General features: G+C 42.2%; 17 protein-coding genes and 2 pseudogenes. 12 read left to right on the top strand and 7 right to left on the bottom strand.

From position 1 onward, the window contains the following. Positions 1–3: 3 nt before the first annotated feature. On the bottom strand, positions 4–1455 hold the full coding sequence (locus tag NL645_RS02980; RefSeq protein ID WP_253651163.1) for a cobyric acid synthase: 1452 nt from the start codon (positions 1453–1455) through the stop codon (positions 4–6). 155 nt (positions 1456–1610) lie between these two features. Here NL645_RS02980 and NL645_RS02985 point away from each other — a divergent pair, with 155 nt between their 5' ends. Both NL645_RS02985 and NL645_RS02990 read left to right on the top strand, forming a co-directional pair. Continuing rightward, positions 1611–1985 carry a YgiW/YdeI family stress tolerance OB fold protein gene (locus NL645_RS02985; RefSeq protein WP_253651164.1) on the top strand — a complete coding sequence of 125 codons (375 nt, stop codon included), beginning with the start codon at positions 1611–1613 and terminating at the stop codon, positions 1983–1985. Positions 1986–2139: 154 nt separating this feature from the next. Continuing rightward, entirely contained in the window at positions 2140–2676 is a 537-nt protein-coding gene (locus tag NL645_RS02990) for a hypothetical protein (RefSeq protein ID WP_005394515.1), read from the top strand. 113 nt (positions 2677–2789) lie between these two features. On the opposite strand, the gene NL645_RS02995 is transcribed toward NL645_RS02990, so the two are convergent. From NL645_RS02995 to NL645_RS03005, 3 genes are all read right to left on the bottom strand, one after another. Beyond that, positions 2790–3473: an ATP-dependent zinc protease gene (locus tag NL645_RS02995; protein WP_054867620.1), complete on the bottom strand. Its 684-nt coding sequence runs from the start codon at positions 3471–3473 to the stop codon at positions 2790–2792. An 11-nt stretch (positions 3474–3484) separates the two neighbouring features. Continuing rightward, entirely contained in the window at positions 3485–4672 is a 1188-nt protein-coding gene (locus tag NL645_RS03000) for an amino acid aminotransferase (RefSeq protein ID WP_253651165.1), read from the bottom strand. 155 nt (positions 4673–4827) lie between these two features. Then, positions 4828–5685 (bottom strand): AraC family transcriptional regulator, encoded by an 858-nt coding sequence (locus NL645_RS03005; RefSeq protein ID WP_053808398.1) that lies wholly within the window; start codon positions 5683–5685, stop codon positions 4828–4830. 120 nt (positions 5686–5805) lie between these two features. Between NL645_RS03005 and NL645_RS03010 the strand changes: the two are divergent. Beyond that, a pseudogene (locus NL645_RS03010) lies at positions 5806–7190 on the top strand (MATE family efflux transporter). Positions 7191–7274: 84 nt separating this feature from the next. On the opposite strand, the gene nrdG reads toward NL645_RS03010, so the two are convergent. Beyond that, on the bottom strand, positions 7275–7745 hold the full coding sequence (gene nrdG / locus NL645_RS03015; RefSeq protein WP_005394529.1) for an anaerobic ribonucleoside-triphosphate reductase-activating protein: 471 nt from the start codon (positions 7743–7745) through the stop codon (positions 7275–7277). 84 nt (positions 7746–7829) lie between these two features. Further along, a pseudogene (gene nrdD / locus NL645_RS03020) lies at positions 7830–9104 on the bottom strand (anaerobic ribonucleoside-triphosphate reductase); the annotation flags it as partial. A gap of 109 nt (positions 9105–9213) precedes the next feature. Here nrdD and NL645_RS03025 point away from each other — a divergent pair. The 8 genes from NL645_RS03025 (at position 9214) to NL645_RS03060 (ending at position 21274) form a co-directional block, all read left to right on the top strand. Next, positions 9214–10722 carry a tyrosine-type recombinase/integrase gene (locus tag NL645_RS03025; RefSeq protein WP_253651166.1) on the top strand — a complete coding sequence of 503 codons (1509 nt, stop codon included), beginning with the start codon at positions 9214–9216 and terminating at the stop codon, positions 10720–10722. Then, the gene (locus tag NL645_RS03030; RefSeq protein ID WP_253651167.1) at positions 10719–12038 is read left to right on the top strand and encodes a hypothetical protein; all 1320 of its coding nucleotides are present in this window, start codon (positions 10719–10721) and stop codon (positions 12036–12038) included. Before NL645_RS03025 ends, NL645_RS03030 begins: the two co-directional genes overlap by 4 nt. Before the next feature lie 4 nt (positions 12039–12042). After that, the gene (locus tag NL645_RS03035; RefSeq protein WP_253651168.1) at positions 12043–14565 is read left to right on the top strand and encodes a hypothetical protein; all 2523 of its coding nucleotides are present in this window, start codon (positions 12043–12045) and stop codon (positions 14563–14565) included. 100 nt (positions 14566–14665) lie between these two features. Further along, the gene (locus tag NL645_RS03040; protein ID WP_154217311.1) at positions 14666–15175 is read left to right on the top strand and encodes a hypothetical protein; all 510 of its coding nucleotides are present in this window, start codon (positions 14666–14668) and stop codon (positions 15173–15175) included. An 8-nt stretch (positions 15176–15183) separates the two neighbouring features. Further along, a complete protein-coding gene (locus tag NL645_RS03045) occupies positions 15184–15729 on the top strand; it encodes a hypothetical protein (protein ID WP_253651169.1) in 546 nt (181 codons plus the stop codon). Between the two features lie 136 nt (positions 15730–15865). Continuing rightward, positions 15866–18139, top strand: a complete 2274-nt coding sequence (locus NL645_RS03050) for an AAA family ATPase (protein WP_253651170.1) — start codon at positions 15866–15868, stop codon at positions 18137–18139. 529 nt (positions 18140–18668) lie between these two features. Next, positions 18669–20129 (top strand): hypothetical protein, encoded by a 1461-nt coding sequence (locus NL645_RS03055; RefSeq protein ID WP_253645189.1) that lies wholly within the window; start codon positions 18669–18671, stop codon positions 20127–20129. A gap of 176 nt (positions 20130–20305) precedes the next feature. After that, the gene (locus NL645_RS03060) at positions 20306–21274 is read left to right on the top strand and encodes a hypothetical protein (RefSeq protein ID WP_049879536.1); all 969 of its coding nucleotides are present in this window, start codon (positions 20306–20308) and stop codon (positions 21272–21274) included. 286 nt (positions 21275–21560) lie between these two features. Here the strand turns inward: NL645_RS03060 and NL645_RS03065 are convergent, their stop codons facing one another. Further along, on the bottom strand, positions 21561–23258 hold the full coding sequence (locus NL645_RS03065; RefSeq protein WP_029796712.1) for a hypothetical protein: 1698 nt from the start codon (positions 23256–23258) through the stop codon (positions 21561–21563). A 139-nt stretch (positions 23259–23397) separates the two neighbouring features. Between NL645_RS03065 and NL645_RS03070 the strand changes: the two genes are divergently transcribed. Then, the gene (locus tag NL645_RS03070) at positions 23398–25167 is read left to right on the top strand and encodes a hypothetical protein (RefSeq protein ID WP_253645241.1); all 1770 of its coding nucleotides are present in this window, start codon (positions 23398–23400) and stop codon (positions 25165–25167) included. The last annotated feature ends 99 nt before the right edge of the window (positions 25168–25266 follow it).

The following is a 25266-nucleotide window of genomic DNA, read 5'->3' on the forward strand; positions in this document are numbered from 1 at the left end:
GTGCTATTTAAACAAAAAATCAAGGTTCATATGTTGTTCTATCGCATCTGCAATACGATTAATTCCTTGTTCCTTTAACTCTTCAAAGTCTTGTTGTTTGATTTGAGTGCCGTTTACCCACTCTGACACCAGGCTTAAGACATCTGCCTCATCAAAGAATCCGTGAAGGTAGGTTCCCATGATTTGGCCACACTTGCTGATAGCCCCCTCTGCTTCACCGGAACTTAATGTAAGAGGTTGAACGCCCTGCACTTCACTTTGTCCTACGTGGATTTCATAACCCTTTACATTGGCTGTTTTGCCATTAAGAGAAAGCTGTGCTTGCGTATTTGTAAGCTGTTTGCTGTTAGTTAGCGTCGTGGTGATGTCTAGTAAGCCAAGCCCTTCGCTTTGACCCGGCTGGCCTTCGACGCCATTTGGATCATCAATCAAGCTTCCAAGCATCTGGTAGCCACCGCAGATACCAATCACTTTTCCACCAAGACGAATATGACGTAAGATATCTTTATCCCACCCTTGGCTTCTTAGATACTCTAAGTCGTCTCTAACTGATTTGGTCCCAGGCAAAATAACAAGGTCGGCTTTATCTATTTTTTCGCCTTTGCCTACATAACGTAGATTGATGTCGGGATTCAATCGCAACACATCAAAATCAGTATGATTACTAATCCGGGTTAAAACAGGCACAGCGACATTCAGTTTTACCTCAGAGTGCAACTCTTGCTGCGCGGTGATCGCGTCTTCTGCTTCTAAATTCAAACCATGAAGAAAAGGAAGCACGCCGAGTACAGGTTTGCCTGTTTTTTCTTCTAGCCAGTCGAGGCCCGATTGCAATAAACGAATATCACCTCGAAAACGGTTGATAACAAATCCTTTTACTCGCGCTTGTTCAGATTCAGAAAGTAACGCGAGTGTTCCGTACAAATGCGCAAATACACCACCACGATCAATATCAGCAACAATGATCACCGGAACATCAGCGGCCTCCGCAAAACCCATGTTCGCGATATCGCCTTCACGTAAATTGATTTCAGCAGGACTCCCTGCACCCTCGATCATGATCGAATCAAATTCTTGAGTCAGACGAGAGAAGGAATCTAACACCGTGTCCATCGCAACTTTCTTGTAATCATGAAAACCAGCCGCATCCATATTGGAAAGCGCCTTGCCCTGCAAAATGATCTGAGCACCTGTATCACTATTGGGTTTAATCAAAACCGGATTCATGTGCACGGTTGGCTCAACATTACACGCCTGTGCCTGAACTGCCTGAGCTCGACCTATTTCCCCGCCATCTCTGGTTACTGCACTATTTAGTGCCATGTTTTGTGGCTTAAATGGGGCAACGTTTATCCCTCTTCTCGCTAATACACGGCATAAACCTGCCACAAGGACACTTTTTCCGGCATCCGAAGTGGTGCCTTGAACCATTAAAGATGGGATCGCTGATTTCATGAACATTTGTAAGGAATAGAGGAAGATGAACAATCATAACGTCATCGTCCCCACTTACTCAAGCAAATGAATAGAATATGAATGTTGAAATCATCATTGGTTCAAACAAGCTCTGTTTTAATGAACCCATCAAAACAAACCGATGAGGATGTAACATGAAAAAGAATACAATTATCGCAACAATCGCCGCCTTAGTTATTGCTCCTTCTATCGCGTTCGCGAAAGATCACGCTCAAAACCAATCAAACTTGCAGTTTAATGGTCCTGTCACTGTGGAAAAATTGGACGCCTTGCTAAACGACTCCAATATGTTTACTGAAAAAGATGTAGTCGTTGAAGGTAACTTATTACGTCAAGTTCGCGCGGATAAGTTTGTCTTTAGCGATGGTTCCGGTGAAGTCATGGTCGAACTGGATGACGATATCCGACTAAACTCTCCGATTGATCACACGACTAAAGTCCGTCTGTTTGGCGAATTTGAAGGCGGAAACAAACCAGAGATTGAAGTCGAACAACTCGTGGTCATGTAAAACAAACCCCGATTGCTGTGCACATCGACATGATGTTGTGACGATTACAGCTAAATGGTGACGGCAAGCACTTAAAATGATAGCTTTATCAATCTTGGTCTGCTTTTTGCAGACCATTTTTTTGTTCATTTTAATCATCTTGCCCGGAGACACCATGCTAGGTAAAGCTCTAAAGGTTGCAGCCTTTGGTTTGTGCGCTGTTTTGCCACTTTCCGCACATGCAAATAATTTCAACTACAACACGATGGAATTTCGCATGGGCACTAGCCCTGGTACATTTGGTGGCGAGTTCAATACCTACTTTACAGAAAACACCCACTTCATTGCTCGCGCAGACAGTGAGTTTAGCGGAGACTGGGATATTGCTGGTGGTATTGGCTTTAACGGCCCAGCAGGCCAATTTGCAGATATTTATGGCCAAATGTTGGTACACAACATTAAAGAAAACGGCAGTGATAAAGTGGGTGACGAGTGGCGCACTGAGGTGAATATTGGTACTCGTATTTGGTTCATGCAAAATGTTGAGCTACATGCCCGTATCGGTCAAATCATGGATAACGACGATTCCAATACCGTTTATAATTTTGGCGCAAGATTCCACTCTACTCAGCAACTATCACTTGGCGCGGATTTCAAAAATAATGGTGTCTATGGCCAACAAATTGTGATGTCTGCTCGTTTTGCATTTTAATTAAGTAACTAAGCAGTTGCATTAATAAGTGTGTGATTCAATAAAAATGGCCTCCGGTTTCGGAGGCCATTTTTGTTAAGTACCGATTGTTAGCAGGAACTAGTAACAAGGCTTTAATTTTTGCCGGATTTTTTAGGTTTATCTTGGACATACTTTTTCGATACATCCACAACGGCGATATCTCTAAAAAAGCTTCGACCAAGTAAAATTGGAAACTTCATATGCCCACGTTCAGCTAACGTAAACTCTGTCTTTTCTTTGTGGTCACCGACGGTAATATACGCTTTTACTACCGCTCGTTTATCCACCTCTTCTGACGATGACTGCTTGATTTTAGCCCAGCGCTCTACAGGTACTTTAAACTCTTTAGTTTCTTTATCGCCCAAGTCGATCTTAAACTGAACCCAATCTTTACCATCACGCTCAAACGGAACAATGTCTGTCGCGCTAATTGATGATGTTGTCGCCCCTGTATCAACCCTAGCTTTGAAGGTTTGATCAATTTCAGGAACGTAAACCCACTCTTCAGAACCAAGGATCAACATGCCGTCTGGTGTCTTTGTCACTTTGGCTGGTTTTGTCGGTTTTGGCTCGGGCTTTTTCTCAGGTTTTACTTCAGGCTTAGGCTCAACCTCAGGCGTTGGATCAACCTCTGGTTTCACTTCTGGCTCTACTTTGACAGGTTCTTCGACCTTCGGCGACTCAGGCTCAACAGGTTCCTGCGTCGTTTGAGTTGACGTACAAGCAATTAAACTGCCGCTCATCATAAGCGGCAGAATCAGTTTCCAGTTTTTCATCCACACTCCAATTAAGCTTGAGATACTTTCTTAATTGCGTCCGCTACGTATGGAATATGAGTTTCGGTAAGTCCAGCGATGTTAATTCGACCATCGCCAACACCATAAATGCCATAATCTTCACGCAGTTGCGCCATTTGGTTTTCACTAAAGCCTAGCACAGTAAACATGCCTTTGTGACCCTCAATGAAGTCAAATTGATCGGTATTATGGTTGTTTCTCAATTCGTTACACAAACTTTGACGAAGACTAACCAAACGATGTTGCATTTCACTCAACTCTTGCTTCCAAATGGAAGTCAGGTTGTCATCTTGAAGAATCGTCTTAACCAAAGCCGCTCCATGATCGGGTGGCATCGTGTAAGTAGAACGCGCTAACGTAAGTAGCTTGCCTTTTGCGTTGGTCACGTCTTGCATGTTCTTACCAACGACAATCGCCGCACCTGTGCGCTCGCGATATAGGCCAAAGTTCTTCGAACATGACGTCGTTATTAACATCTCTTCAACGTTATCTGCCATGAAGCGAAGCCCTTTTGCGTCTTCCTCTAAGCCATCACCAAAGCCTTGGTAGGCAATATCAACAAATGGGGTGAAACCGTTCTTCTGTGACAATTCCGTAATGGCTTGCCAAGCAGAAAAATCGATATCTGCGCCTGTTGGGTTGTGACAGCAACCATGCAGCAATACAACATCGGAAGGCCCTGCTTTCGCAAGATCATTCATCATTTTTGCTGTGTCTACTTGTTTCGTTTCTGGAGAAAAGTAATGGTAGAACTTAACTTTAAGACCTGCCGCTTCCATCACTGGTTTATGGTTTACGTAGCTAGGGTTTGAAATCCAAACCGTCGTATCTGGCTGTGCGACCTTCATCAGGTCACCTAACATACGCAGCGCACCACTTGCACCTGGTGTTTGAATGGCAGCAACACGATCCATTGCTGACGTTCCCGTCAGTAGCAAATCGATCATGCTTTTATTAAATTCTTCGCAACCCGCAAGACCAACATAAGATTTGGTTTTTTGAGTTTCAACAACGACATCCTGCGCCATTTGAATGGCTTTCATGATCGGCGTTTCGCCTGCGCTGTTCTTATAGACGCCAATACCAAGGTCAACCTTGTTTGGACGGTCATCGTTACGGTATGCAACGGATAGAGATAAAATAGGATCTAATACGGGAGTTGGGAGATTAGAAAACATGAAAGTCATAACCCTTTGAAATTCAAGTACCGAACCTCACGTTAACACCATCGCAAAAAATGGCGAAATGATTTTTCACTTATTTCATCAATTAGAGAACAAAATTCTGGGTTACGATAAGTTTTGTGCGCTCTATCGGTTATAAAAAGAACGATTCACTCCTCAATATACCAATCCACTCTTCCGTTTTTCCTAAATTCTCTTGGCGTCATGCTCGACCACGCTTTAAAACGTGTACTAAAGTTGGCACTAGTTGGATATCCGACTATCTCTCCAATATGTTGAATCGGCCATTCTGTTGAACGAAGTAACCTAGCAGCGTATTCCATGCGCATACGTGTTAAATGTGCCATCGGGCTTCGACCAAACTGCTTTTGAGTCAGACGGTGCAAATGTGGCTCCGAACATGGATATAAAGCTGCCACTTGCTCGACACTCCAATCCTTATGGAGCTGACGCTGGACAAGATCGAATACGCGCCGAAGCCTCAATTGGCTGCGTGATATCGACTCTGAGGGCGGCATGTTTAACATCAGCTCTAACTGAGCCACGCTATGTGCACCAACCGCACCACCATAATCAATGGGAAGATTAATACTGCGTAACAACGTTTGGATACACGCATACATCACCTCAGGTGCAGATGTGAGCTGGTAACTAATATTACTCTCTATCATTGGCCATGCTCTATCAGGAGTAAGAAAAAGCCATGCGATCTGCCAGGGTTCCTCTTCCATACCAAAACCGTTTTCAACACCTGCAGGCACCGTGATCAACGAGCCAGGCTCCAAATCATATCGACACGCCCCACTTTCTAACCAACCTTTACCGCGCACGGTGTAAAGCAGCATGTGTTTTTTTTGGTTTTTACGATAAACAGAGAAGAAGTCACGACAGGTTGCAATTCCGCACTGCACAATGCCTCTCTCCTCCAATGCCAGTACTCGACTGTGATCAATAAACTCTTGATAGGTTTTTTCTGAAATCGCGTAGCGTTCTTGTTTATCTTCCATGATTTATTGGCTCACATATACACTAGTGGAGAGTTTTACAAAGGTTTTGGATGCCTTTGAAAAATACACCGCCAAATCATAGGGATAAACTACTCGCATTAATCTTTAAGGAGAAATGCGATGCTCTTAACACGCGAATACATCGATAAAGCATTTTGGCAAAAGCTGATTGCGATTGGCCTTCCTGTTTCACTTCAATCCATGCTTTTGCGTTACTCGGCGTCGTGGATATTTTCATGGTGAGCCAACTCGGCGAATCCGCAACGGCTGCAGTCGGTGTCGGAAATCGCATTTTTTTCTTTAACCTTGCAGTCATTTTCGGTCTTTGCGGTGCAGTAACGGTGCTGGCTTCTCAATATTACGGCTCAGGGAACCTGGCAGGAATCCGCAGAACATTGGCGCAATCTTGGTTTATTTCCATTTTAGTGACGCTGCCGTTTATTGTTCTTTATGCGATTTTTGATAAAGAGATCGTCTCTTTCATGTCAGACGATCCCGAATACGTCACTTATGCACGTGATTATCTTGTGGTTACGGGCTTTAGTCTCATTGCAACGGCGATAGTGGTACCTATTGAAGCGGTATTGCGCTCCGTAGGCCAAACCAAACTGGCAACCAACGTTAGTATCTCCGCGATTGTCGTGAACGTCGTGCTTAATTATGTTTTGATTTTCGGTTTATTCGGCTTCCCTCAATGGGGCGTATTTGGTGCAGCCGTTGGCAGCTTTGTTTCTCGATTTTTCCAAACGGCAGTGTTGATTTACTTTTTCTGTAAACGCTATGCATACCTTATTCCGACCAAGTTCGATTGGGCGCAAGGCCGTTTAAAGCAGTATCGTCAAAAATACTTTAAGGTTTCTCTACCCATGCTGGTCCACGATGCGCTCTGGACTGGTGGACTGATCGTTTACAGCATCATCTATGGTCAATTGGGCGTTTCAGAACTTGCGATCATCTCATTCTTATCACCAATTGAAGGTGTACTGATTTCAACCTTTATGGGGTTTGCGGTCGCAGCATCCGTTCTTCTTGGTAATGATATTGGCGCAAAACATTATGACCGGGTCGAGAAAACGGCATGGTGGTATGTGTTAACCAGCGCAATCTTAGCCACCTTACTGTTTTTCCTAGTGTGGTTGAGCTCGCCTTTAATTCATCATCTATTGGTACTAAGCCCATTAACCGATGCAGAAATGGCACTTAACGTATGCTTAGTCATGGCGCTGGGTATGATTTTGAGAGTGTTTAACATGGTAGGGATTGGCGGCGTACTAAAGAGTGGCGCAGATATTCGCTACAGCATTTTTATTGATACGTTCGGTCAGTGGGCTATTGGTATTCCCCTTACCTATTACACTGGTATGGTACTCGGGTTGCCTTTGCATTTTGTCTTGATGTCTTTGCTAGCTGAAGAATTTGTGAAAGGCGTACTGACGACTTATCGTATCCAATCTAAACGTTGGATAAACAATATGGTCGAAGATGACCAAACAGTGACAGCGTAACTGAAAATACACTGACGAACTCACACCAAAAGGGCTCACACGTTATGCACGTGTGAGCCCTTTTTATGTTTGGAGAATGCTTGATTAAATATCCGTAAAGCGATGAATGATTTGGTTTGAACTGCCACGCCATTCGAGATTGAGATCTTTCTTGTCTTGTTCAAACTTACCATCAATCAAAACGTCGATGTATTGCACCACTTCTCTTTGCGCGTCATCCAGTTCAGCCAGCGTATAGCCTGTCCAAACCCAGATGTCTTTACCGGGACACTCTTCTCTCACCCTTTTCACGATCTTTAAAATATGAGGCACATTAGCAGGATGAAGCGGATCTCCGCCCGACAAGGACAAACCGCGACGTTTAATGCGCGTGTCATTCAAGTCATTGATGATTTTGTCTTCCGCTTCTTGCGTGAACAACACTCCCGAATCCAATCGTTGCGTCGACTGGTTATAACAGCCACGACACTGATGTACGCACCCCGACACAAACAATGTGCAGCGCGTACCCGGTCCGTTAACAACGTCAATTGGATAATATTGGTGGTAGTTCATAATGCGTCTCTTTGTTATCGCGAAAAAGAAAATCAACCTAAAGCAGGTTGATTTTCAAAGTGTTGAATCGAGTGGTAATTAACCTTATAGGTGTTTCACTCGACGTTTAACTTCTTCTTGTTTGCCGAAGTTAAACGGACGTGCGTCTGGGCTGCCCAAGTAGCCACATACGCGACGTGTCACCGATACTTTGGTTGAATCGTGGTTGCCACAACTCGGGCAAGTAAAGCCTTTGCTTGTACATTCAAACTCGCCGGTGTAACCACATTCGTAACACTCATCAATCGGAGTGTTGGTTCCGTAGTAAGGAACGCGGGTGTAACTGTAGTCCCACACGTTTTCTAGCGCTTCTACGTTACGTTGCATGTTCGGGAATTCACCGTAACAGATGAAGCCACCGCTTGAGATTTCTGGGTAAGGCATCTCGAAGTCGATCTTGTCGTAAGGGTTAACCTTCTTCTCAACATCCAAGTGGAAGCTGTTGGTGTAGTAACCTTTGTCTGTTACGCCTTCAATCAAACCAAACTCTTTGGTGTCGATGCGGCAGAAACGACTACATAGGTTTTCACTTGGTGTTGCGTACAAGCTAAAGCCATAGCCAGTTTCGTCAGCCCATTGATTCACCGCATCTTTTAGATGTTTGATGATCGCGACCGCTTTTTCACGCAATACGGCATCATCGTAAACGTGCGCTTCAGTACCAAACAACGCGTTGATAGTTTCATGCACGCCAATGTAACCTAGAGAAATTGATGCACGGCCGTTTTTGAAGATTTCTGCAATCGAATCGTCCGCTTTCAAGCGCACACCACATGCACCTTCCATATATAGAATTGGTGCAACGCGCGCTTTTACGTTCTCTAAACGAGAAATACGCGTTTCCAGTGCTTTACGAGCAAGACGTAGACGATCATCAAGCAGTTCATAGAACTTCGCTTCGCTGCCTTTCGCGCGAAGCGCGATACGTGGCAAGTTCAAGCTAACTACACCAAGGTTGTTACGACCTTCATGGATAAGTTCGCCATCCTCTTCGTAAGTGCCTAGGAAGCTACGACAGCCCATAGGTGTTTTGAATGAGCCCGTTACTTCCACGACTTTGTCGTAGTTAAGAATGTCTGGGTACATACGTTTTGAAGCACACTCAAGTGCAAGCTTCTTAATGTCGTAGTTAGGATCTTCTGCCTTGTGGTTTAGACCGTCTTTAATACCGAACACCAATTTAGGGAATACGGCGGTTTTACGGTTTTTGCCAAGACCAGCGATACGGTTTTTCAAAATCGATTGCTGAATAAGACGAGACGCCCAGCTGGTACCAAGACCAAAACCAAACGTAACGAATGGCGTTTGACCGTTATGTAATATATACATCTATTCTCCCTAATATTTTAAACACACTACAAACTTGACTCCTTATATGTCAGTAACTTAAGGTATTAACAATACAAGAAATGAGGTTTGATACGCTCTCATGAAATTAAAGAACATCAGGTATGAAACACGTAAGCAGGTTACCGTCGTTAATTCACGCGTAATCGAAACAACTTCTCATCATCTCTTCAGAGTTGACGATGACACTGAAATTGAGGAGTTCAGAGTCTACGAAGAGGAGATAGTCCGTCTAGCAGACACCACTAATAGAAAAAAGAACTTAAGTGCTAACTCAATCAATACGTACCGAATGCATGTGATTAAATTCATAGATTATCTCCATGAGGCTGGAGTTATGGGTTCTGATACTGCCCTCATACTGCATCGTGCACATAAGTTCGTTATGAGCTACCCAGCGTACATCCAAAAAGAATTGCCTCACAACGCTACTCATGAGATTGAGACGATAAGAGAGCTTATGGAGGGCTACCGCCCAAAACTTGGAAATAATTCAATTAACGTGCATTTAAATGCAATTGAGCACTATATCAAGATCTCCGAGCGTCATGGTAGATCAGCGCATACCAGACTCTGCCGTGCTATGGGAGTTTCACCATCAGAGTCCGAATATCAACCACTGTTTGAGCAGGTTTGGAATTCCACCGAGATAACTCAGGCACAAAAATTATATTGGCAGAATCATACCGCTATTGGGGCAATTCTGGGTGCGCACAATATACGTGGAGAAACGAATCAAGTATTTTCACGCCGTCCTTCCGATGATTCACCAGTTCGAGATAAGGTCGCCATAACACAGGAACAGATTGAACAGTTCCTCAATCAGGAATCCCTGTCAGATCGTGACCGTACCCTATTCGCTCTACTATTCGCGAGTGGGTTAAGAATCAGCGAGGCACTGCTGTTGCAGTTGGGACATATTGATTTCACACAGCGTAGGATTTTCCTGCCCCCAAATATATCAAAACGAGGTCTAACTTCTGAGGAGAATAAATTGTGCTCAGCTTGGAAAGGTCGCAAAACCCGACACCATGAGGTGAACCTGTTTGGTGTGGCAGAGGAAATATTTTGGAAGTCACTCGATAAACTTCTGTTGACCATGACCACGGACTATAGTCACGATTTTTTGTTCACGTTTGACAATGGCAAGAACAAGGGGCGACCATTTCTCCTAACTCAGCGTGCCGATGAAAAGCGTGGCCACACAAATATCGTTACACGTTTCAAAAAAGCGCTAAGGGAGGTAGGTATCTCTGAGGATTTACTTCATGGGCCACATTTTGCTCGGCATGCACTAGTTTTCTACCTGCATTACGAGTGCCCTCGCTTAACTGAGGGTGGAGAGTTGCTATTTGGTTATAAAGCGGAGGACGTCAGTCGTCTGATAGGACATGTCAGTTTCACAAGTACCGTAAATTACAAACGAGATAACTCAGAGAAGCTGAGTCAGGAGCATAAGTTATCTCGTGATATCACACGCCTAAACCTAACTGATCAACAAGCCATTCTATTGAAAGAAAAAAATAAACACCTAGCTGAAGCTAGAAGGATCGAAGGTATGTTAATGAGACTCGAGGCGCACAAACAATGATCTTTAACACTACTAACACCCTTTATTACCCTTCTGGTAAAGGCGATGCTGATACGCGTTGCACTGAAATTGCAATACAGCTAAAGGCGCAGGTCTCAGCATTCTTTTCTAGCGTAGGTGTTGACAAAAAGTTCTCTGTTCCAGAGATGGACGTGTTGAATCGTGGTTCAAACATTAGCTTAGGCAAGGCTGACGTACGATGTGTCATATGTGAAATAGCAGAAAATATCTCGGATACAAAAACACTGCTTACTATCGCATCTCAAGCAGCTAGTGCTTCCAACTTTGCCACCAGAAAGAGCAATGCAAGAAGACCTAACCATAAAGGTTATCATGGAGCGGTGAAGTTCATTAGGCAAACAGAGGAATTATTTGCTTCAGTAGGTATTAAGCCCGAGCAGATCAGTAAAAATGTTTACCAAACGGTAATCCTTTATTCCAGATTAATCCTGATCAAGTTGTGGAGAGAGGGATTGGTGGTATTACCAGTCACTGCCGACCTTGAACTAGGTTCAAACAAGTTTGAAGAGTTTGCTCAATTCAAATCAACTGGGCACCCCTCCAGACCTCCCATGTTTGGAGCGTCTGACTCGTACTGTAAGTCTCTGCAAAGTGAGTTTACACAACTAATTTGCGACATTCAGAATGCGCCACCATTAGAAGTACTCATCATAGAGCGTGACGGTGGGCAATGTTACGATAAAATGTCCAGTATCATCTATTGCAGCACTCTACATTCACCTGAAGACGTTAGCGTAAGCTCTTACGATGACGTAACTAAACTACTCTGTCTGTATGATATGTATGACATAAAGCGACCTGCTGATGCCATGCTGCTCAAAGAGCTGTCAAATGAAGTTGTTCCATTTAAGGCTCTGAAAAGCAGGCTAAAAGAGTTCAAGTTATATGCGACCAAACAAGGCTATCATAAAAAAGATACATTATCTGGTCACACACGCGCTTTAACCGTTGCCTACAAATCTGAGCTTCTTCAACTTCAAGCAGGCGGTAATTTCAATTATCAAGAGGTTGTGTATGAGCAAGACGAGGAATCTCTTTTCATGTTCTTCGCTGATAATGAATTCGCAGCCACACAAGAATTTTACAAGCGCGGTTTGATTGAAAGGCCCGACTTTTCTAGCTGGGATGACTATAAAGATAGCCACCTTAGCTCTCTTTCAAAAGCCGCTTTCTCCAACGCTCAGTGGGGCTGGAATGTAATTTACCAGTACTTGGGTTATGTATCTTGCTGGTGCGAATTATTCCCTGAGCAAGCAGAAACCGAGAATATTTATATATACTCCGACGAAGTTTAAAGAGTTGGATAGAGAAACATTTGTCATTCGCTCACATTCTAATCAAGATATAGATACAGATCAGTGGCCTCGTACTCTCGGTGAGTTTTTGCTGCGCAAGTCCGTTTCAGTTGCTACATGGGTAAAAGCAGCTCTGAACTCTGTTGAAAATAATTATGCCTTTAACACAGAACATGTTAGCTCAACAGGCAAAACTCTATTGCCACACGAGTTCACCAACGCATGGCATAAATCTGAACGAGGGATAAAGCTCGGCACACTGAGCGAGTCTGTAAAAAAGGTATTTACACGAGATGAATACGCAGTCGTTTTGCAGGTCGCCTACGCTCTAGAAAAGTACGGTGCATACCTGCAAGAGCGGGTACTAGAAGGTTATGATTATGAACTGCTCGGTTTTAGGCCTGCTACTTCATACCATACTGATAACCAATACAGACTGATTGAAATAGGCGCAAAAATCGCAACTCCTGTTGGAATATTGAAATATCAACTACATAACTCTCCACTAAACGGTGATGTAGTTGAGAACAAGCCAATTGCTAATGTATTCCACTGGGCAGTACCGTTGGAACATTACCATGACGTGATACGTGTGAGAGAAAACAATAGCAAAGCATTTAAACGAGCAATTTACTCTCATGATTGTGCAGGGTTTTCTCCAATAGTTTGGTACGTCGATGATGAACTCAAGCACTCCTATGTTCGAATGGATAAACCTTCGAAGATCATTGAGAACCCATTCTCGATGACTAATTTTGGAACCATAGAGACGAAGGTTACACAGTTAGTTGCCCCATTGCTTGGGCCAATCAGGGGCATTATCGTCGCACTTGAACAGGGAATACGGCACAAACATATCCGCTACCTAGACAAACGTTATTTTGATCAGTTTGTAGAGGCGGGAAATGTGGACGGTATCGTTCAACTATTAGTCAGCACTGATAAAAGTCTACGTAAGCCATGGAAAGCGAGTTCTCACATCGACGTCATAACGATGCTCCGAGCAGAAAGGGACTTCCAAAATTTGAGATCAGATGTTGACCACCTCATTCCTTATAATGATACGGGTCTAGAAATCGATGTCCTATTTCGCAACGCATCAGGACAGCCGTTTTCAGAAACAGTGTGGGCTGATATTTGGAAGATATTCCTAGGCATTTCACAGAGTGTTATCAATTATTCTTTCAATGATGTGATAGAAGAATGTGAGTTTGTAAAAATGGTGCCTTTATCAGCTAAGGACTCTATGACATCACAGACAGCAGAGAGAATAATCACAGCTGATAGTGAGTTCGTTCTACGAGCTAGGGTTTCAGGCAAGAATCAAAAACTTGGGTTTGATGCTGAGGGGCATCGCGTAAAGTTATTGGCGCTACTATCTCCCCACTCGACTCGAACCACCTACGTCAGTCACAGAGTTGGCTACATACCCGTAGAGACTGTGAGTAAGAATATCGGTCACATGAAAGTGACTACAACCATCTATTACAACAAAGAGACAGAGGAAGATCGAGCGCGCAAGGTCGGAGAATACCGCAGAGCTAACCTGATGTTAGTACGTGGTAACAAAAGAACTGATGAAATCACACCTATGCACACCAATGATGTTTCACAGGCTCAAGTTAAGGAATCGTTCAAACAACGTCCCAACGAAACAATGTGTATTTACGGTTTCACATCGATTCCAATTATCACTGTTGACGATGAGGGTAATGAAATCATTAATCCCACTGGTATGGATCTTGTTGCCTCCACCCCTATATCCATGATCGCATTTTCATCAACCCATATCTGTGTGCACAACATGGAATGCCCTTCAGAAATTATTGCTGAAAATGGTGGTTATCAGCGATGCGGTGTTTGTCGAATTAAAATCTGTCATATAGATAACTTGATTTCTATTTCACGCATGGTTCAGCGACTAGAGTTGGATTTGAAGAGTAACGTAACGTCCCTAATTAACCTAAACCGAAATAAGATTGGTGATGAGACTGTGCAGAAAGTTGAAGTCGCCCAACTCAAACGCGAACAATCTGTTTTGCAGAGTGAACTATTGGGTTGGCAAGCAGCTCTGCGTATTGTTGAACAAACGAGGATAAGGTTGTTGAACAAGAAGAATGCTAATAAATTTGTTGTTCCTGCACCACGCCTGCTATCAGAAACAATATCATGTGAGACGTTCAAAATGTCTTTGCCTGAGTTGTTACTCAACCACATGACTAGTGTGAGTGACGTACCTTCACTGAATAGCCCTGAAATTCAAAAAACTGTAGCCAGAATTGAGAGGAAAATCTTAAACGATTCTAAGAACGCTAGTGATGACATCATGAGGGAGGTTGAAGCCTGTTTCGTAAATGATTCTTTAGACCCTCGACATATCATGTCCCCGATCATGAGCATGTTAGACGCGAATATTATTACTAAACAGCAAATTCTGGAGGTGATTGAGAGTGACTTATCGGGTACTCCACCTCTAACGAGAAGCCCTTTACAAAACAATGTAATAAAGGCGTTATCTAATGGTTAAGAATAAAAGGGCAGAATCCCTTAACGGGCGAATCGAGTTGGTTACTAAAACTCTAGATACATACATCGCAACTCCTAGCCTCAAGGCAGGTATTTCGAATATGGATCAGTTGGCAAAAAAATTGGAACGGGATACAGGGATTGGTTATTCCACTCTACTTAAAAGCGAGAACAAGGGGGGATACTACCGAGGATACCTTGAGACTGCCTTGTTAAAAATTGCGCCCAGTACAAGCAAACTGGACTCCTTAGCTCAACCTCAACCTAAAAACTGGGTACATCTAAAGGCTAGGTATGAGTCAAGAATTGGGCTTCTCAACGACGAGATAAAGAAGCTGCAAATTAACCTAAAACAGGCTGAACTTGCAATTTCTGATGCATCTAACTCACAACTGACACTGCACGATGCAACTGAGTTTAGACAAGCTGACATTAATGTCGAGAAACTATGCCGAGCGCTTGCTCGAATTCTTGATCACGAGGATGTGGGGTTAGACCTGATGCCAGATGGGCGTATTGAGTATTTTGGTGAAACCCTAGTGAGTTCTGAACAGGCTCAGCCATACCTAGCATGGCTGGAGCGCACTACACCCGCTCCACTGAAGGAATAGAGATAAACATGGGAATAGAACCTGTTAAATTGACACCTGAGCAGGAAAGCCTGCGGGGTAATGCCAAATCTGCTTTATATGTCGAATGCTATAAGCAGGTTATTAGTCAGATGCGCCAAAAGGGGATCAAGTTTCCGCGAGACGAACGTGGCACGAATGAACTAGGAATCAATGCTAGTGAATTGGCTAGATGGTGCGCGTTCAAGGATCGTGCAACACTGTACAAAAACTCGCTGATTAAGGAAGCACTTCCGAAAGATATACGCAACATTGGGGTTGAGAACTCTCAACCAAGATCAATAACGTACAAAAAGCGTGACGAATTAGTTGCGAGTCAGGCTAGCGATATAAACGAACAGGGTGCTCTAATCGTGACTCTCAATGCTCGAATACAAACACTGGAGCAACAGTTGAAAGAGAAAGAGGCAAAGATCCATAGGTTGGAGCTGACCTTGGCCGCCTCAGAGCGATCTGTTGACGAACATATGAGGAATCACGCAGATCAGGTCAAGAATTCTATCCTAAGCGGAGGAAGAACATTTGATCGAGTTTAGATTGCTAGTTACAAGTGTGCGTAACTTACTAAATGCCTACATTGTTTATGGCAATTGCACTAAAAGAAACAAACGATTGTCTGTTTTCATTAGGAAAGAGCACACTTACAAGGAGCCATGTGTAGCTGAGGTGTGGGTGTTTTCATGTGCAAGCCAAAAAGCGCTGATTAATTATCGCCCACAATATTCCGCAACGTCAGGTCGGTTAGTTTTAGACGCGTTTAATGATATCGAGAGTGATCTTAGGCTTTACGAGCGTGCATTACGTCAGTATGAGTTGCCGACCCTTACTAAAAAGCTATTCTTCACGCATCCAGAATTCCGAGGTATCGGGTGTGGAGAGTCTCGTATTAGTAAAGCTATCGAAAGAGCTGGCTCGGCAAGGCAATTCCTGAATGTACTAAGGAACGGCAATCTACCTGCCCTAGTCGATGCATTTGACAGCACTGAACGTGGGCTGGCGTTTCTAACAGCCTATCAGACGGTGCAGGCTGAATTTGAGTCTATTAAATTCATTGAAAAAGCTGGTTATGACAGACGCACTGCCCATAGACTGATGAGGTTATTGGGTCGCTCCGCAAAAAGTTTGTTAACCAGCAATCCTTATGCACCTATCCGCATGGGAAGTCGCTTTAACAATGCATGGGGCGTTGCTGAACGACTAAGAAAGACGAACGAGATGAGTATTCCTGACGACTCTCCTGTCAGGTTGATTGGCGCAATTGACTACGTGGTGTATCGCGCACTCAAGCAAAATCACACGGCTATCAGTGAAGAAAAGTTTAGGGTGGCACTGTCATCGTTGATTGGTGAAAATTTGGTTGATGTTGCCATTGATACGGGTCTTTCGCTAATTGCCCTGTGCAGAACGAGTAGAGGTGACTATCAGGGTGTCGGCCTAGCGAACCTTGAGAGTATCGTCGAGAAATCAATGGCAACAAAAATAGTGTCTTCTAAGGACGCTAAGTCATCCAATGGACGAATCATCACCTTGATAAATGAGTTTGATGAATACTCATTTAAAATGAACGGGTTCAATCTTACCGAAGAACAGAAAAAGCTCGCCTTCAACGCGTTGACCAATGACCTTTCAATCGCTCAAGGGGAAGGAGGTACTGGTAAAAGTACCGCTATGGCATGTGTTAAGTACGTCTGTAACCGCCTAGACCGACCAGCATATTTTGTAGCGGTTGCGGGTATAGCAAAAAAACGCGTCAATGACGAGCTTGAACGAATGTGTGTCATGCGAAAGTCATACACTAGCCTATTCGGTGATGGAGAAGACGAGATCTGTTGTTACACTGTCCGAGGACTAATTCGTCAAGTCGAACTCACCGTTGAAAGTCCCAATATCAAGAATGCGATACAACTAAACGACAACCCGCTGATTGTGTTTGACGAATCCTCAATGCTTGATCTATCACTAGTAGTGGAGTTTCTATCACTATTTGACAAACATTCCACAAAATACAGCATTTCAATGGTAGGAGACATTGCTCAAATCGCTCCTGTTGGCTTTGGTGTGGTTTGGCAGCACCTCGTAAGCCTAGGAAAACTAAAACCTGATACAGTGCCGTACAGCGAACTTAGAAGTGTCCACAGACAGGGAGCAGGCAATCCGATTAGAGATGTGGCGACGCTAGTACGAAACGTCGGCCACAGTATGAAAGCTGAGTGGGATGACAGAACATGTGGATTTTCAAACGACCCACTGAGTGCCCTAACCGACCTGAGTTCATTTTCTGGTCAAGCTGGCGTCTACTACCTACAAGTTAATGATTCTCAGATAATTTCAAATGCGTATTCACTATCCAAAAAGTTGGGATTAGATAGATCACAGGTAATTACACCTTATTCCAATGCAGATAACCCCCTATCTACCATCAGCATTAACGACCACTTCATAACAAATGAACGAAACTGTAGTGGTTCTGAACCTTTATGGGGTTTTGCCAAGGGGGAGCGTGTTATTGTCACAAAGAACTTTGCACCACTTGACCTGTACAACGGTGATATGGCAATTGTCACTGGTATTATCTACGAGCAAGAAGAGGCAGGTGAAGACATACAAAAGAAATTAGTCTGCAAGTTTGCTGAAAAGACAGTCTATATCGATGAAAGTACATGTTTTGATACCGGGTTAGTACATTCTTACGGTATCACAATTCATAAAACTCAAGGCTCAGAGTTTGCCTACACTATCGTTCTCTTGCCTAGGTCTACCTCCACATCATTTGTGGAGAACAGCATGATTTATACTGCACTAACACGCTCAAAAACTGCCTCCATTTTTATTGGAGATATGAGAACATTAACAAAGGCAATCAACAGCAAACCCGCATACATGAGAATTTGTTCGGGGTTCAACCTTGACGCTGAGCTATCACAGTATGTTTCGTCAGCCGCATAGTTAGACACATGTGATGACAGCCCCGCGGGGATAAGGGCGGAAAGAAAATCACGGGGTTCGCTCCTCTGAAATCCGCCCGAGACCCAGCGAAGCTGGTTACAGAGTATAACTGGCAGTGATACGCGCTTGCGCCTCCTGCTAAGCCCTAACATATCTAGAAACGCGCACTACTGTTAATACGTTAGTTATGTGACGACGTTTTAGTACGGCCCACTGAACTAGTAATCGGCTATTACGCCCTAAAACGTGTATACACAAAAAGAGCCAACTGGTTCGCACCTCTGTGGCTTACAATTTTACCATCATCTGGATTTATCAGGGTGTAGTCTGGCACTTTGTAAATCACGGTTTAATCAGATCTAAAAGAATGTTCTAACTGAGTTATGCCCCAAAACGTGTTAGCAACAGGTAAGAAATCCTTACCTGTTGCCCCATCTTTGCCCGTTTCTTTGTTAGGGCTATTTAGTGTATTGACACTGACTCACACCTAATTCAATATGTATCGAGTTGTGTATATTGGCTATATGTTATGGAATTTATTGAAAATAGGCTCACAATTAACGAGGAGCTTACTAATGAGATGTGGGAAAGCGTACTGGAATTACTGAAAGATCATGAGGGCATAAATGTCGTTGTTGATAATGCAAGAATTCTTAGTTCCAAACTGACTTTATGTGAATCAATGAGTTCTATATCACTCAATAACTGTTTATTTCTCCAACGTACTGAAATTATTGGGACAGACAAGATTATCGATTTTACGATGAACAACTGTAAAAGAGATTTCTTATTTGGAGGCATAACATTAAATAATTTATATTGCAGCTACTTCACATTCATTGAGGATAAAGAAGATAAAGAAGATAAAGAAGATTATGATTTAATAAATCACATATCACCTGTTATTGAAAAGTGTTATTTCTATGTGTGTAAAATTAAATCTTTCGAAATGCCAATATTTGAGTTTGTTGCATTTTCAGAAAAATTGATGTTGATATCATTATCACCAGATAAAGATGAAACGGTAACTTTTAATAAATGTGTTTTTTTTGACTATTTAAAAATCACCTTATCAGATTTTTTTGGTTTAACATTTAATATTTATAACTGCAAAACAAAATCCCAAAATGAAAGTGTTACTAAATCTACTAATGTTTCAGTTGTTAGAGAAACAACCATAAATTATCTAAATTTTAAAAATTCAGAATTAGATGGAATGAATTTTTACTTTTATAACATTCCAGTTAATAATGTAGATATAATCAAGTCAAATGTAGGGATACTTGAGTTGTATTCAGGAAATGAAGATGAATGTAGCCCAATATATAATTTAAACATTAAACAATCAAGTGTTAAAAAACTACAGTTGAATAATAGGCATATAGTTCATCCTTTTAGTTTTATTGGAAGTAGCTTTGAGTTTCCACCTGAATTTTTCGGTTCAAATATACCTCATGGCAGTTCTTTCCCACAAAAAGATGGCTTCATAAATCGCAATGGGGATAAAGATGCTTCTTATTACAGGACAATTAGATTTTTCCTCGAATCACAACGTAACAGAGATCTTGAAGGTATGTTTTTCTCTCTAGAACAAGAGAGTATTCTAAATAAAAATAAGGGGTACAAAAAGTATTTAACTATTTCTTATCTATATTCGATTTTGAGTGATTATGGGACTAGTTATACCCGACCTCTATATATTCTATCTTTCACTACAATACTTTTTACACTTATATATTCGCTAATAGCCTCACCAAAACTCTCATTCTACTTACCAATTGATTGGGAGTTAATTTTAAATTCACTTATTTTTTCTGTAAAACAGGCACTTCAACCATTCTCGTCATTAAAAGATATGTCTCCTATTTTAAATAAAGATGCACCATTAAATGGTATATTTGTGTTTTTAGGTATTATTAATAGCATTATTTCAATTGGATGTATAACATTAGCTGGTTTAGCCATTAGATGGAAGTTTAAAAGAGGATAATACTAGAATATCTTAAGTTATGAGGAGGGAAACTTGTTATAAGTTTGGCGGGCTCCACAACATGTCTAGTTTGCTTCACCTAACATTAAAGAACTGATTTTAGAAAATAAAGGCGCATCATAACGAAAAAGAAGTATTTTTAATTGCCTAACAGACGTTATATGTAAAGGAAGTTTATGAACCAGTCTATTACAAATCCATACTTGTCAGGGGATGAGAAGCTATCAAGAGAATACCGTGAAATACTATATTCTTGTTTGGAGATATTAGATCGTTATGCAACCCCTACGCAAATTCGAAAGTTAAAGAAAGATTTGCAATTAGAAGAATCAACATTTAATGAAGCTAAGTTCTTACAAGCAGCTTGTGAAACATCTGTCGCAGCATCGATCGCTTCTTCTTTTCCTCAAACTTTTGTCTATGAACCTAAGCTAAATCCACCATCAGATGTAGATTGTTCGTTTAGCTATAATGGCTTTAAATTTAATATAGAGGTTAAATGTCCAGATTTTTCTAAGGCGCATGCTCAAAAAGAGCGAAATGTTTTTAACATTGGAGCATTTGGAAGAATGCCCGAATTTAAAGACACTGCCGAAATGTTATCTAATATTTTTGAAAGTATGGGCAATGCTTTTGAGATACAACCTCATATGGATAATAAACTGAAAGACTATCTATTATCTGCCCAAAAAAAATTTTCCAATGAGATAAACCCAAAAGAGTTGAACGTACTATTGGTTTGTTGCGATACGGCAATGGACATGCAGAAGTGGTTTCATTATATGTATGGTATGCAAGGCTTGTTTACTCCTGACTCTTTTCACAATCCTCTAGAGTATGAACGAGTTGACGCGGTAATGCTTACCAATCTATATCATAGGCATTATTCATATAAAGATAAGTTAAAAATCAAGGATCATTGGTCTCTTGGGAAAGCGTTTAACCTTATTTTCAAAAATCGTAGCCTTCAAAAAGGTAAGGATGATGCAATTTGGGCACTTGTTGATATAATCCCCAACTTTTCACGTGAGATAGTAGATTACTTACCAAGCCTTCAAGATATAGATAAAAATTTTGCAATTCCAATGTTTGTAGGAAGTAAATTAACTGAAACTAAGCAGTATTATTTTGAGCCCAAAATATAACAGAGTTTAAGTATTCAACTTACCTTTACTAATCTTAGTTCGGCGGGCTAGAACTGAAACTCTAGCTCGTTTCTGTCCAGAGACGTGCCTGTGTGCTCATCGCTAGCACGTCTATGCCCCTAAATGAGTTTCAGCCACTCAAATTCGGGATTAGCAAAACCTAAGGCTCATTTCTGTCCAGAGACGTGCCTGTGTGCTCATCGCTAGCACGTCTATGCCCCTAAATGAGTTTCAGCCACTCAAATTCGGGATTAGATTTGCTAGGATCATGTGAATAACTCTACCTTCAATTATTTTGAGTGCCTGTTTTGTCTTGCTGATGTTCTTCTAAAGCATTGAAGATGACACAGAGTGATTCATGGCATCTTTCGCAGAGGTCATTGAAGTGGTTTCTAAGTGAACCAAAGTCCTTGATAGCATCTAGTCTGATTTTCTCAGCGGTTTGTCCTGAAATATGTCCCTTGAGGACGCTTCTCAGATTATGAGCATCATGCCAAGGAGTAAGGACGCTACGAGCATGTTCTGCATCAAAACCACACCCCAAGAGGCACCATTCAACTAGTTTCAATTCTCTATCTTTATCCGGTGGATTTTGACCAAGCGTCTTCGCTTTAGCTTTCAATTGTTTCTTGACTAAACCTTCGACTAATACCTGATCCAACCTTAAAATCTCCTCTTTCCACTCATCGACAGACTTTGAATAAACAGAGTGGAGGGATTGCTTCACAACACGGTTTTTCATTCTCCACCAAGTTGTTCCTTTGGAATCAAGCTCGTCCAATTTTCGCTTGAGATCTTCAACTGGGTTACAAACTTTAAACCAATTTCCCTTAAAGTCTGTTTCTAAAGATCTCTCTGAAATAGGTGCTTTAGGCTTCTCATTATATTGCTTCCAGTGCAATTGTTCTGAGTATGGCAGTTTCTGTAGATCGCCTAGATAAGTATGTATTTGTCCAGCTTCGTTAATGTCGTAGCTCTTTAAATACCAACCAGCTCTAGATGTTATTGATCTTTCCTCTAAGGTGTATTTATCAGTGTCGGACTTGTATTTGAGAATGACTTCAGCATTGAAGAATGCTGGGCTTAATTCAAAGGCTTTATCTGAGTCTGTAAAGTAATTATCAATAGCGGATGGAGCACATGATATCTCTTCAACACGCTTGTTCTTCCAATCTTGAGCAATGAAAGAGGCATACTGCTGTTCTTCTGAGGTATCGTCTTCCTTATCTTCATGTATCGGCGCAAATGCTTGAACACCTCTAAAGTAGCTAGCATTAGAGATGACTTTGCGCTTGCCAAACACACCTTGTTCAGCCACGACTTCTTCTGGTGATGAGCCCCAACTAGTGAAGTTTGCATAGTCAATTCTATCAACATCAAATAACCTTACGACTGCTGTTTCGGTTAGATAGCAGTACTCTGCTAATACGCTGAATCTAATCGAAACTACAGTGCCATACTCTTCACCTTCTCTCTCCAACTCATGAATTTTGATGATTTCGTCGATATCACCATTTTTATCAAGTTTGCACCAAGAATTCAGTTCATGCATGTAGTGCAAATCCATAACTTGCAAGAACTTTTCAGAGACCTCTATGTAGCTCTCTCGCCCTCTTACACCGTGAAAAGAACGCTTAAATATGAGAGGCTCACCTTTGCTCAGAACATTAGGTTTACAACTTTCTAGTGGTGGCTCGACCCACGATTTGTCACGCCCACCACCGCTACAAACAGACCATCCACTATTGTTGTAATCCCAAGAAGCCATTTGATGAGGGTCAGATTTAGACAGTTCATTTTTAAGCACAAGGACAGTATTAAGAAGAGTAGTTTTTGCTGATGCATGAAGAATTATGTCATCGTCATTTGCATCACTAACGAAAAAATCAACGACATCCTTCTGCGATACCCACTTTGTAAAATCCTCCTTTTTAGAGGGCATTGAAAAAAAATTGATAAGACTTCCAAGACGACAAACATCCATTGCAACAATCCTCATGCAGGGCTTATGATACCAATAACATACTAATCTACTATGCACATATTGAGCGGCTGTTGCAATTAGTGGCCTGATTACAGGTTCAGCAGTTCACATATGAGGATTAAAAATCGGGTTGTTAACCATGAATTTCAATTATCTTGAATCGTTCCCTCTGTCAGAATCCATTTTGCCACATAGACTAAAAGAGTTACTGAAGCCTGTAGGCCTATCTCCTGATTTACGTGTTGAGGTCGCTTGCATGCAGGAGACTGATCTTTTTGGAGAAAATGCAGAACACTTACACCTTCAGATGGCTGTTGTTCCTGAGGATAACGATAGCCCAATTGAAGTCTTGAGGGAGGCAGGTGAAGGTGTTGTGGCTTACTCTGTTCCTTTTGGTGAAGAAAAGGCAGAGTCTGCTCAATTCAGTCCTTCAATCTCTGGGTATGATTACATAGTTGCGGCTTGGGGGGACGCTTCCTTTTACACTTTTAGCCTCGCTGAAAAAGTTTGGATGACTCTTGGCCTCACCCCTCGCTGCATAGGTAATGAAGAACAACGACTCATATATGACGCCCTAAAGCTACCAGAATTTGACGTCGCTGAAGGGGAAGTATCAAGCGAATATCAAGGTCACTTGAAGCGCGATGTATGCTGGAAAATGTCCAATGAATACCTCCGCCGTTATTTATGGCTGCGTGGTGCTAAAGGCGTGCGGGTTTTTTTCTACGAAGCTCAATTAGAAGACACTCCAGAGTTGCGAGAATCATTGAATGGTAAATCTCATATTGTATTAAAACCAACTGAAGGCCCCCAATGGTATGAGTTAGACCTCCGAGAACACAAAGGAGGGATTCTCCTTCAGCTCTGGGCTTCAGTTGAAGCCGTTTTACCAGAATTGTGCTTGGAGCAAGACGCAGAAACCTTGCTCTGGGCAGATGACAAAGAGCCTATGACACATGCTAGGGCAAATGCGCTTATGGCTAACTACAACGTCTACTTGGATGATCGCTTCCTCGAAAAATATGAGCAAAGTAACTTCTATGACACCACACCCATAAACATCTATGGACAGTGGTGGTGTGCACCTTCATATAAAGGGCAGTGGAGCTTTACAGAATGCCAACGAGTTGGGAGAAACTTAATCCGAGTACCGGTTCGTGAACTGTATAAGGCTAAGCCTGATAGAGAAATTGTTCATGCGAATAATTACGAGGTCAAACCAGAGGTTGTTGAACAATTAGATCTAGACGAAGAGCATATAGCAATAAAGGTGCAAAGACTTCTAGAAGGCCTACTACGTTTGGGAGAAGGGTTATCAGCACTAGGAGAGACTACTGGGCAACTGTATTCCCCTGAAGACCTCACAGGTTTTAGTCGAGAAGAAGTAGACGCTAATGGATGGTTGCATTACCCATCTCTTGTGCGACTAGCTCAGGTCGCACCGCTAGATATGACACAACAGGTGTTTTTGGCTCGGTGTAAGAGTCTCCATGAGATTCTTCAAAAAACCCCAAATGGCTTTCTCAAGTCACTTCTTCGCCATGCTGGGTGTCCAAGCGCTGACGTGAAAAACCTAGGAAGTTTAAAGTTGATGCAAAGTCTTTTGAACGTCCTCGAATCTTTGAACGAACAGCATGAAACTATTGATTGCTTTACATCAGAAAATGAACCCGAGGGTTGGAAAAAGCGCAATGCCACACTAGCGTCGCTGTTCTTGAATAATGACCTTAGGATCGCTGATGCCCATGATGCAGTTAAGAAATGTATTGATACTCTGCAAGACCTTGGATTTGATACCGCCAGTTTAAGCGTCGGCTATGGAAGAGCTTTTGACTTTGTTATAGATGCTGTCAGTGAATCGATTAGCTGTATTGCCACTCACATTGAGCAACTGCTAGAGCGACATTAATTGCTTCTCGGATTAAAAACTGAACTGAACTGAACCACTATACTTTTTCTAATCCAATCGATTGGAGCTAGAGCAAACGTTCTAGCTCACTTTTGTCCA

Source organism: Vibrio sp. Y51_MX_L26 (assembly GCF_024181935.1).
GTDB classification, from domain to species: Bacteria; Pseudomonadota; Gammaproteobacteria; order Enterobacterales; family Vibrionaceae; genus Vibrio; species Vibrio diabolicus.

Excerpts from the sequence above, each read along its gene's own strand:
- NL645_RS02980 (WP_253651163.1), bottom strand. The coding sequence starts at position 1,455 with ATGAAATCAGCGATCCCATCTTTAATGGTTCAAGGCACCACTTCGGAT.
- NL645_RS02985 (WP_253651164.1), top strand. The coding sequence starts at position 1,611 with ATGAAAAAGAATACAATTATCGCAACAATCGCCGCCTTAGTTATTGCT.
- NL645_RS02990 (WP_005394515.1), top strand. The coding sequence starts at position 2,140 with ATGCTAGGTAAAGCTCTAAAGGTTGCAGCCTTTGGTTTGTGCGCTGTT.
- NL645_RS02995 (WP_054867620.1), bottom strand. The coding sequence starts at position 3,473 with ATGAAAAACTGGAAACTGATTCTGCCGCTTATGATGAGCGGCAGTTTA.
- NL645_RS03000 (WP_253651165.1), bottom strand. The coding sequence starts at position 4,672 with ATGTTTTCTAATCTCCCAACTCCCGTATTAGATCCTATTTTATCTCTA.
- NL645_RS03005 (WP_053808398.1), bottom strand. The coding sequence starts at position 5,685 with ATGGAAGATAAACAAGAACGCTACGCGATTTCAGAAAAAACCTATCAA.
- nrdG (WP_005394529.1), bottom strand. The coding sequence starts at position 7,745 with ATGAACTACCACCAATATTATCCAATTGACGTTGTTAACGGACCGGGT.
- NL645_RS03025 (WP_253651166.1), top strand. The coding sequence starts at position 9,214 with ATGAAATTAAAGAACATCAGGTATGAAACACGTAAGCAGGTTACCGTC.
- NL645_RS03030 (WP_253651167.1), top strand. The coding sequence starts at position 10,719 with ATGATCTTTAACACTACTAACACCCTTTATTACCCTTCTGGTAAAGGC.
- NL645_RS03040 (WP_154217311.1), top strand. The coding sequence starts at position 14,666 with ATGGATCAGTTGGCAAAAAAATTGGAACGGGATACAGGGATTGGTTAT.
- NL645_RS03045 (WP_253651169.1), top strand. The coding sequence starts at position 15,184 with ATGGGAATAGAACCTGTTAAATTGACACCTGAGCAGGAAAGCCTGCGG.
- NL645_RS03055 (WP_253645189.1), top strand. The coding sequence starts at position 18,669 with ATGGAATTTATTGAAAATAGGCTCACAATTAACGAGGAGCTTACTAAT.
- NL645_RS03060 (WP_049879536.1), top strand. The coding sequence starts at position 20,306 with ATGAACCAGTCTATTACAAATCCATACTTGTCAGGGGATGAGAAGCTA.
- NL645_RS03065 (WP_029796712.1), bottom strand. The coding sequence starts at position 23,258 with ATGGATGTTTGTCGTCTTGGAAGTCTTATCAATTTTTTTTCAATGCCC.
- NL645_RS03070 (WP_253645241.1), top strand. The coding sequence starts at position 23,398 with ATGAATTTCAATTATCTTGAATCGTTCCCTCTGTCAGAATCCATTTTG.